9 protein-coding genes are annotated in these 8,298 nt (G+C 74.6%); 5 read left to right on the top strand and 4 right to left on the bottom strand.

The window, feature by feature from the left end; genetic code table 11:
• The 4 genes from E6J59_01150 to E6J59_01135 all read right to left on the bottom strand — a co-directional run.
• Positions 1–310 (bottom strand): cytochrome B6 (locus E6J59_01150; protein ID TMB23844.1); only part of this gene is annotated, 310 nt, incomplete at its 3' end.
• A gap of 3 nt (positions 311–313) precedes the next feature.
• Positions 314–907 carry a Rieske 2Fe-2S domain-containing protein gene (locus E6J59_01145; protein TMB23843.1) on the bottom strand — a complete coding sequence of 198 codons (594 nt, stop codon included), beginning with the start codon at positions 905–907 and terminating at the stop codon, positions 314–316.
• A gap of 75 nt (positions 908–982) precedes the next feature.
• Positions 983–1,372, bottom strand: coding sequence for a hypothetical protein (locus tag E6J59_01140; protein ID TMB23842.1), 390 nt, complete (start codon positions 1,370–1,372; stop codon positions 983–985).
• A gap of 78 nt (positions 1,373–1,450) precedes the next feature.
• On the bottom strand, positions 1,451–2,290 hold the full coding sequence (locus E6J59_01135; GenBank protein TMB23841.1) for a PDZ domain-containing protein: 840 nt from the start codon (positions 2,288–2,290) through the stop codon (positions 1,451–1,453).
• On the opposite strand from E6J59_01135, the gene E6J59_01130 reads away from it, so the two are divergent.
• The 5 genes from E6J59_01130 to gspG all read left to right on the top strand — a co-directional run.
• Positions 2,289–3,122 (top strand): hypothetical protein, encoded by an 834-nt coding sequence (locus E6J59_01130; GenBank protein TMB23840.1) that lies wholly within the window; start codon positions 2,289–2,291, stop codon positions 3,120–3,122. The genes E6J59_01135 and E6J59_01130 overlap by 2 nt on opposite strands.
• A complete protein-coding gene (gspD, locus tag E6J59_01125) occupies positions 3,119–5,110 on the top strand; it encodes a type II secretion system protein GspD (GenBank protein ID TMB23839.1) in 1,992 nt (663 codons plus the stop codon). The genes E6J59_01130 and gspD overlap by 4 nt, the downstream gene beginning before the upstream one ends.
• Positions 5,111–5,114: 4 nt before the next feature.
• Complete coding sequence (gene gspE / locus E6J59_01120; GenBank protein TMB23838.1) at positions 5,115–6,791, top strand: type II secretion system protein GspE; 1,677 nt, start codon at positions 5,115–5,117, stop codon at positions 6,789–6,791.
• Entirely contained in the window at positions 6,791–7,987 is a 1,197-nt protein-coding gene (locus E6J59_01115; GenBank protein ID TMB23837.1) for a type II secretion system protein GspF, read from the top strand. The genes gspE and E6J59_01115 overlap by 1 nt, the downstream gene beginning before the upstream one ends.
• Positions 7,984–8,298 (top strand): type II secretion system protein GspG (gspG, locus tag E6J59_01110; protein ID TMB23836.1); only part of this gene is annotated, 315 nt, incomplete at its 3' end. The genes E6J59_01115 and gspG, both read left to right, overlap by 4 nt.

The raw sequence follows: 8,298 nt of genomic DNA, 5'->3' as shown, positions 1-8,298 counted from the left end.
ACGGCATGTCGTACTCGAGGTACTTCATGTCGGCGTAGGCGTACTCGGCCGTCGGCCGGTAGTAGAACATCAGGTAGATGCCGGTCACGACCGTCACCAGGTAGAGGAGGAAGGTGATGCCGCCCATACACCACGTGAAGCGGAGCCGGGTCGCGTGCCGGCGCACCTTGGAGGGGTGGAGGTGGAGCCACACGTTCCCCGACACCATGAGGATGCGGTTCCGCGGCGTGTCGTCGTAGCCGTGGCGGAAGATGGACTGCCAGACCTGCGATTCGGTGATCTGGCGCTTGATCTCGTCCCATCCGGACATGGGTCACACCTTCAGGAAGGCGCCCGGCTTGTTCCAGTCGCCCTTCTCGTAGAGATACTTGACGCTCTTGTCGATCAGGATCTCGCCGTCCTCGGCCTTGGTGATGCGCAGGCGCTCGAGCGGGCGCGGCGCCGGGCCCTCGAAGTTGATCCCGGTCTTGTAGAAGCCGCTCCCGTGGCACGGGCACTTGAACTTGTTCTCGGCGGTGAGCCAGCGGGGCGTGCAGCCGAGGTGCGTGCACTTGGCGAACAGGGCGTAGAGCCCCTCCTCGGTGCGGATGATCCACACCCGCTGGTCCTTCTTGAACTTCTCGCTCACCTCGCCGATCGTGTAGTCGCTCGAGCGGCCGGCCTTGAAAGTCGAGGGCGGCTGGAAGAGGACGCGCGGGAAGGCCGAGCGGACGGCCGCGAGCAGCGAGACGCCCGAGAAGGCCGCGAAGATGCTCCAGCCGAAGCGCCCGAAGACGTCGCGCCGGGACCAGAGGCCGCCGAGCTGGGCGCGCTCGCGGGCGCGCTTCTCGCGCTCGCGTTGCTGCTCGATCACCCGGCGGGCGGCGAGCGCGGCCGGATCTTCCTGCTGCGCCTCGGCCTTAGCCATCGATGCCCGGTCCCCCCCGTGCGAGCGTGCCCCGCCGGCCGGGGGCGGAAAAATGAAAAAGGTTCAGCTCCTGCATTAGTGCGGCTTGGGCGGTGCGGGCGCGCGGTGGAAGAAGGTGTCGATCAGGCCCCATATTCCCATCAACACCGCCATCCCGAAGAGGCCGATGCCGAGCGGCGCGAACAGCAGCACGAGCGGCAGAGAGACGAGGCCGATGAGGATCGCGAACGCGAGGGGACTGAACTGCGGGGCATGCGTCAACGTGGTCGACGCCGCCGCGGGGACGTCGTCGCGCTCCGTCTCCTCCTTCAGTAAGCCGATCGCGTATTCGCGCAGGTCCTGCCTCGACTCGGGCCCCGCGGTGTTGACCACCTCCGCGAGCCGCCGCGCGAGGTCCTCGACCTGCCGGTCGAGCTCGCGCTGCCGCGCCGCGTCCGGGTCCGGCGTCCGCCGATCTTCCGCCAAACGCGGTCTTCTAGGCCCCGCGCCGGGGGTTGTCAACAAACCTGACGACTTCCACGCGGTCTCGGGGCAGCCCGGCGCTCAATCGCCGGCCTGGAAGTGGACCTGGAGCGAGCGGCCCGCGCGGCGGACGGAGAGACGGACGGGCGCGGCGGCGGGGCGCGCGCCGGCGCGGCTGGTGAGCTCGTCGACCGAGGAGACCGGCTCGTCATCGAGGGCGACGATGACGTCGCCGCGCGCCATGTCGCGGGCGGGCGCCGCAGCGGCCACGTCCGAGACCAGCACGCCGCGCCCCTCGGGCGCCTGGAAGAAGGCGGCCATCTCGGGCGTCAGGTCCTGAACCGTGAGCCCCCAGAGGTGCACCGGCGCGGCCCGCCCGGCCGCGGCGCGCGCGAACAGCTCCTCGGCGACCAGGATCGGGCCGTGCAGCCGGAGCGCGAGCGCGATCGCATCGCTCGGGCGCGCATCGACGGTGAGCTCCTTCCCGCCCGGGCGCTGGAGATGGAGCGTGGCGAAGTAGGTGTTGTCGTGAACCTCGCCGATCACCACGCGCGTGAGCTTGCCGCCCAGGCGCTCCACGAGCTGCTTCATCAGGTCGTGCGTCAGCGGCCGCGGCGCCGGTACCCCCTGCATCTCGAGCACGATCGCCTGCGCCTCGAAGGGCCCGATCCAGATGGGCAGCTCCCGGCGGGCCTTCGCCTTCTCGACCAGGCGGACGATGGGCGAGCCGCTGTCGGGGTCGAGCACGACGCCGTTCACGTCGACCTCGACCGGGCTCGCGGCCGCGGCAGCCGACCAGAGCCCGGCGAGACACGCGAGCTTGAGGGCGGACCGCCGCATCATTTGCATTGTACCACAGGCGGCAACTCGCCCCGTTGCACCCGCCGAACCACCTGGCGTATGACCCCGCCGTCCCGTCATGGGGTTCGTCCGGCGTCACCGGCTCGCCCTCGAGCTCGCGCTCCTCGCGCTCGTCGCGTACCTGGCCGCGGTCGGCGTCACGACGGCTCTCGACGCGGCCGTCGACGACGTGCCGCCGGCGCCCGTTGAACCCGCCGCCGCGCCGCCGCCCCACGGCCCCGGTCCGCTCGCCGACTATGCGCTGATCGCCGAGCGCGACCTCTTCAACCCGGCGCGCGAGGGCGGCGCACCCGCGCGCCACGCGGCGCTTCGCCTGTGGGGCGTCGGCCTCCAGGGCCGCGACGCGCGCGCCGTGATCGAGGACACGGCGACGCACCGCCAGGAGCTCTACCGCGTCGGCGACCAGGTGGGCGGGGCGCGCATCGCGTCGATCGACTGGGATCGCGTCACGCTCGAGGACGACGGCGGCGAGGAGGTGCTCGAGCTCGCGCCGCCCGCGACCGCCCCCTCCGCCGAGACGCCCGCCGCGCCGGCTGCCGTCCCCGCCGACGAGCACATCCGCCGCACCGCCGAGAACGCGTTCGTCGTGGACCGTCGGGAAGTCGCGGGCGCGGTCGACAACGTGAGCGGCCTCATGACGCAGCTCCGCGCCGTCGCCGAGGTGCGCGACGGCCGCCCCGCGGGCTTCCGCCTCTTCCAGATCCGCGACGACAGCCTGTTCGCGAGGCTCGGGCTCCGGAACGGCGACGTCGTCGAGCGCGTGAACGGCGCGCAGGTTGCCGACCCGGCGGCGCTCCTCGGCTTCCTCCAGCGGCTCCGCACCGAGCCGCGGGTCGCGCTCGACATCGTGCGCGGCGACGCGCCGCGCACCCTGGTCTACGACCTCCGATGAGGACGAGAGCCGCGCTCCTCCTCGCGCTCGCCCTCGCCGCCTCCGCCCCTGCCGCCGAGGAGGCCACCGTCGCGCTCAACTTCCAGGACGTGGAGCTGCCCGTCCTCGCCAAGTTCGTGAGCGAGGTGACCGGGCGCAACTTCATCGTCGACGACCGCGTGCGCGGCAAGGTGACCATCATCTCGCCCACCCGGATCACGCCCGACGAGGCGTACCTGGTCTTCCAGTCCGTCCTCCAGGTGAAGGGCTTCACCACGGTGCCGAGCGGCGCGTTCACGAAGATCGTGCCCGCACGCGAGGCGGTGGCGAGCGGCGCTCGCCGCGGCGACGAGGTCGTGACCCGCATCCTGCCGCTCCGGCACGCGGATGCCGGCGGGCTCGTGCCCGTGCTCCAGCCGCTCGTCTCGAAGGACGGGCTGCTCACCGCCTATCCGCCCACCAACAGCCTGGTCGTGGTCGACGCGGGCGGCAACGTCGAGCGCCTGGGCGGGCTCGTGGCCGACCTCGACGTGCCCTCGAGCGAGCGCGCGACCGAGGTCGTGACGCTGCGCTTCGCGCCCGCCGACGAGACCGCGCGCCGCCTGCGCGACGCGCTCGGCGGCCAGGCGCTCCGCGTCACCGCCGACGCGCGCACGAACGCGCTCGTGCTCTCCGGCCCGCCCGACGAGGTGCGGCGCGCGCGCGCCGTCGCCGCGCGCCTCGACCAGGCGCTCCCGCCGGGGAGCACGCGCGTCAACGTCTATCGTCTCAGGTACGCGGCGGCGGACGGCCTGGTGCGCGTGCTGGCACAGCTCGTCGGCCAGAAGATCGGCCCGCCCCCGCCGCCCGAGCCGCACGGCAGCTCGCTCGCACGCAGCGCCGCGCGCCGCGCGGAGGCGCTCGGCCTCGGCTACGACGGCGGCATGGGGCAGCCGCCTCCGGCCACGCCGGTCAGCGCCGAGGCCGAGCCCGCGCCGCCCGGCACGCCCGCGGCGATCCCGCTCGCCGCGCCCGTACGGCTGACGGCCGACCCCGCCACCAACTCGCTCATCGTGAGCGCGACGCCCGCGGACTGGGAGACGCTGCGCGGGGTGATCGAGCAGCTCGACGTGCGCCGCCGGCAGGTGTTCGTCGAGGCGATCATCCTGGAGGCGACGGCCGAGAAGACGCGCGCGCTCGGCGTCGAGTTCCGGGTGGGCGCCACGGACGACGGCCACCAGGGCCTCGCGCAGGCGAATCTGGGCACGCTCGCGGGCGCCCTCGTCGACCCGACCTCGCTCCCGGGCCTGATCCTCGCCGCGGCGAGCAACCAGAAGGTCAAGCTGCCGAACGGGCAGGAGGTGCCGGCGCACACGGTGCTCCTGACCGCGCTCCAGACCGACTCCGACGTGAACGTCCTCTCGGCCCCCAACATCATCACCACCGACAACGAGGAAGCGGAGATCGTGGTCGGCCGCAACGTCCCCTTCGTCGCCAGCCGGGCCACCAGCGCGAGCAACCTCGCCAACCTCTTCACCACCGTCGAGCGCCACGACGTCGGCATCACGCTGCGCATGACGCCGCAGATCACCGCCGACGACTTCGTGCACCTGGCGCTCTTCGAGGAGGTGTCCGACATCGACCCGACCGCGACCGCCAGCGTGGGCGACCCGACGCTCGTCGGCCCGACCACGACCATCCGCTCGGCGAGCACGGCGGTGGCCGCGCGCGACGGGCAGACGGTCGTGATCGGCGGGCTCCTGGCGGACACGATCCGCGCCCACGCCGAGGCGGTTCCCTTCCTGGGCCACATCCCGGTCCTCGGCCACCTCTTCCGGCGCGACGACGACCGGCGCACGAAGACCAACCTGCTCGTCTTCCTGACGCCGCACATCATCGCCACCGACGAGCAGATGGCGACCAACTCGCTCCGCGAGCGCGAGCGCATGCGCGCCGCATTGCCGCGCCCACGGCGCGACCGGCCCCCGTTGACCGGCCCCTCGTGGCCGGCGCCCGAGGCGAAGCCGTAACGGCATGGAGCTCGACCGCGAAGCGGCCGCCGCGCTCGGCATCTCCGCCGACGTCGTGGCGCGGGCCGCCTCCCGCCGGCGCGAGGGCCGCACGCTGGCCGAGGCTCTCGCCGAGATCGGCGCGACCGGCGCTGCGACCTTCGGCCGGGCGCTGGCCGAGGCGGCCGGCCTTCCCTTCGCGGCCGCGCCCCCGGCGCTCCCCGCGCGCGAGCTGACCGCGCTTCTCCCCATGCCGTTCGCCAAGCGGCACCTCGTGCTCCCGCTCGCGCGCGACGGGGCCGGGCTCGCCGTCGCGCTCGCCGACCCGGCGGCGCTGGCGGCGCTCGAGGACCTCCGCTTCCTCTACCGCGCCCCGGTGCGGCCGCTCGTCGTTCCCGCGCCGGCGCTGCGCGAGGCGATCACGCGCGCCTACGACGCCGCCGCGCGCTCGGCCGCCGACACGATGGACGCGATCGAGGACGAGCGCCTGGATCTGGTGGCGAGCGAGCTCGACGAGCCACCCGATCTCCTCGAGGCGGGCGACGACACGCCCGTCATCCGCCTGGTGAACGCGCTCCTCGCCCAGGCCGTCAAGGACGGCGCGAGCGACATCCACATCGAGCCCCACGAGCGCGGCCTCGCGGTGCGCTTTCGCACGGATGGCCTCCTGCACGACGTGCTCGCCCCGCCCGGGCGCCTCGCCGCGGCGATCGCGGCGCGCGTCAAGATCATGGCCGGGCTCGACATCGCGGAGCGGCGGCTCCCGCAGGACGGGCGCCTCCGCGTGCGTGTCGCCGGCCGCGACATCGACGTGCGCGTGTCGATCGTACCGACCGCCTTCGGCGAGCGCGTAGCGCTCCGCCTGCTCGACCGGGCGAGCGCGCTCCTCGACCTGCGCGAGCTGGGGCTCGCGCCGGCGACCGCCGCGGCGCTCGAGCGCGTCCTCGGCCAGAGCCACGGCCTCGTCCTCGTGACCGGCCCGACCGGGAGCGGCAAGACGACGACGCTCTACGCCGCGCTCCGGCGGCTCGCGACCGGCGAGCGCAACATCATGACCATCGAGGACCCGATCGAGTACCAGCTGCGCGGCATCGGGCAGATGCAGGTGGGCCCGCGCATCGGGCTCACCTTCGCGGCGGGGCTGCGCGCCGTGCTGCGCCAGGACCCCGACGTCATCCTCATCGGCGAGATCCGCGACCGCGAGACGGTCGAGATCGCCCTGCAGGCGGCGCTCACCGGGCACCTGGTCTTCTCCACGCTGCACACCAACGACGCGCCCGGCGCCATGACGCGCCTGGTCGACATGGGCGTCGAGCCGTTCCTCATCTCGTCGTCGGTCCTGGCCGTGCTGGCGCAGCGCCTCCTCCGCCGCGTGTGCGACGGCTGCGCCGTCGCGGGACGGCCGACTGCCGACGAGCGGCGCGCGCTCGGTCCTGCCACGCCGGAGGTGCTGCGTCGCGCCGGCCCCGGCTGCGCCGCCTGCCGTGGCACGGGCTACCGCGGCCGCAGCGCGATCCACGAGCTTCTCGTCGTCGACGACCCGGTGCGCGCGCTCGTCATGGCGCGCGCCGACGCCGCCCAGGTCCGCCGCCACGCGACCGCGGCCGGCATGGCGACGCTCCGCGACGACGGCTTCGCGAAGGCGCGCGCGGGCGTCACCACCGTGGCGGAGGTCCTGCGCGTGACGCAGGACGAGGGCTGATGCCGGTCTTCGCGTACCGCGCCTTGACGGCCGCCGGCCGGGCCCGCGGCGGCGTCATCGGCGCCGAGAGCGCGCGCGCCGCCTGGCAGGCGCTCCGCGCTCGCGGCTTCTACCCGACCGACCTGCACGAGCAGGCGGCCGGCGCGGGCTGGGTGGGCCGCCGCGTCGGCGCCGAGGAGCTCGCCGCGGCGACGCGCCAGCTCGCGACACTGGTCGGGGCGGGCGTGCCGGTCGCCGAGGCGCTCGCCGCCGTCGCCGAGCAGAGCGAGCATCCCGCGCTCGTGCGCGGGCTCACCGTGGCCGAGGCGCGCCTCCGCGAGGGCGAGCCGCTCGCCGACGCGCTCGCCGCGAGCCCGCGCGTCTTCCCGCCGATGTTCCGCGACCTGGTGCGCGCCGGCGAGGCGGGGGGCGCGCTCGCCACCGTGCTCGCCCGCCTGGCCGACCACGGCGAGGCCGCGGCCGCGCTCCGCGCGCGCCTGCGCGCCGCCCTCACCTACCCCGCCGTCATGGCCGCCGCCACGGTCGCCGTGCTGGCCTTCCTGCTCGCCTGGGTGGTGCCGCAGCTGACGCAGCTGTTCGCGGAGACGGGCTCGCGTCTCCCGCTCGCGACGCGCGCCCTGATCGCGCTGACGAGCTTCGCCCGGCGGACGTGGCCGCTCCTTCTCCTCGCCGGCGCGGGCGCAGCGTGGGCGCTCGGGCGGTGGGCCGCGACGCCCGGCGGCCGGACCCGCATCGACGCGGCCCTGCTCCGTGCCCCGCTCGCGGGACCGATCGTGCGCAAGGCCGCCGTCGCGCGCTTCGCGCGCACGCTCGCCACCCTGCTCGCCGGCGGGCTCCCGCTCGACCCCGCACTCGGGATCGCCGGCGCCGCGACGGGGAACCGCCGGCTGGCCGACGCCGTCGCGGGCGCGCGCGAGGCGGTGCGCGCCGGGGAGCCGCTCGCGCCGGCGCTCCGCGCGACGGGCGTATTCCCGCCGCTCGCCGTCCACCTGGCCGCGGTCGGCGAGCGGGCGGGCTCGCTCGGCGCGATGCTCGAGCGTGCCGCGGCCGCCTACGAGCGCGAGGTGGAGACCGCCGTCTCCGCCGCGACCGCCCTGGTCGAGCCGCTCCTCGTGCTCGTGATGGGCGGCGTCGTCCTGGCGCTCGTGGCCGCGATCCTGCTGCCGCTCTTCGACCTGAACGGGCTCGTCCGATGAGGCGCGGCTTCACGTTGCTCGAGGTGATGGTGGTGATGTTCATCGTGGGGCTCCTCGCCACGCTGGTCGCGCCCAGCATCGTCGGCCGCGCCGACGACGCGCGCCGCACCAAGGCGATCGCCGACATGAAGGGCATCGAGCAGGCGCTCAACCTCTATCGCCTCGACAGCGGCGGCTACCCGACCACCGAGCAGGGTCTCGAGGCGCTGGTCCACAGGCCCGAGCGGCCGCCCGTGCCACGCGCCTGGAACCCGAACGGCTACCTCGAGCGCGTGCCGCTCGACCCGTGGGGGCACGCGTACGTCTACCTG

This window comes from Deltaproteobacteria bacterium, assembly GCA_005879795.1.
Classification (GTDB): domain Bacteria; phylum Desulfobacterota; class Binatia; order DP-6; family DP-6; genus DP-6.
The sequence above is the reverse complement of the archived record's forward strand: the minus strand, read 5'-3'. Positions and strand labels throughout refer to the sequence as shown.

Bases quoted from the DNA above. Each gene is read 5' to 3' on its own strand.
- E6J59_01145 (TMB23843.1), bottom strand. From the start codon at position 907: ATGGCTAAGGCCGAGGCGCAGCAGGAAGATCCGGCCGCGCTCGCCGCC.
- E6J59_01130 (TMB23840.1), top strand. From the start codon at position 2,289: ATGGGGTTCGTCCGGCGTCACCGGCTCGCCCTCGAGCTCGCGCTCCTC.
- E6J59_01135 (TMB23841.1), bottom strand. From the start codon at position 2,290: ATGACGGGACGGCGGGGTCATACGCCAGGTGGTTCGGCGGGTGCAACG.
- gspD (TMB23839.1), top strand. From the start codon at position 3,119: ATGAGGACGAGAGCCGCGCTCCTCCTCGCGCTCGCCCTCGCCGCCTCC.
- gspE (TMB23838.1), top strand. From the start codon at position 5,115: ATGGAGCTCGACCGCGAAGCGGCCGCCGCGCTCGGCATCTCCGCCGAC.
- E6J59_01115 (TMB23837.1), top strand. From the start codon at position 6,791: ATGCCGGTCTTCGCGTACCGCGCCTTGACGGCCGCCGGCCGGGCCCGC.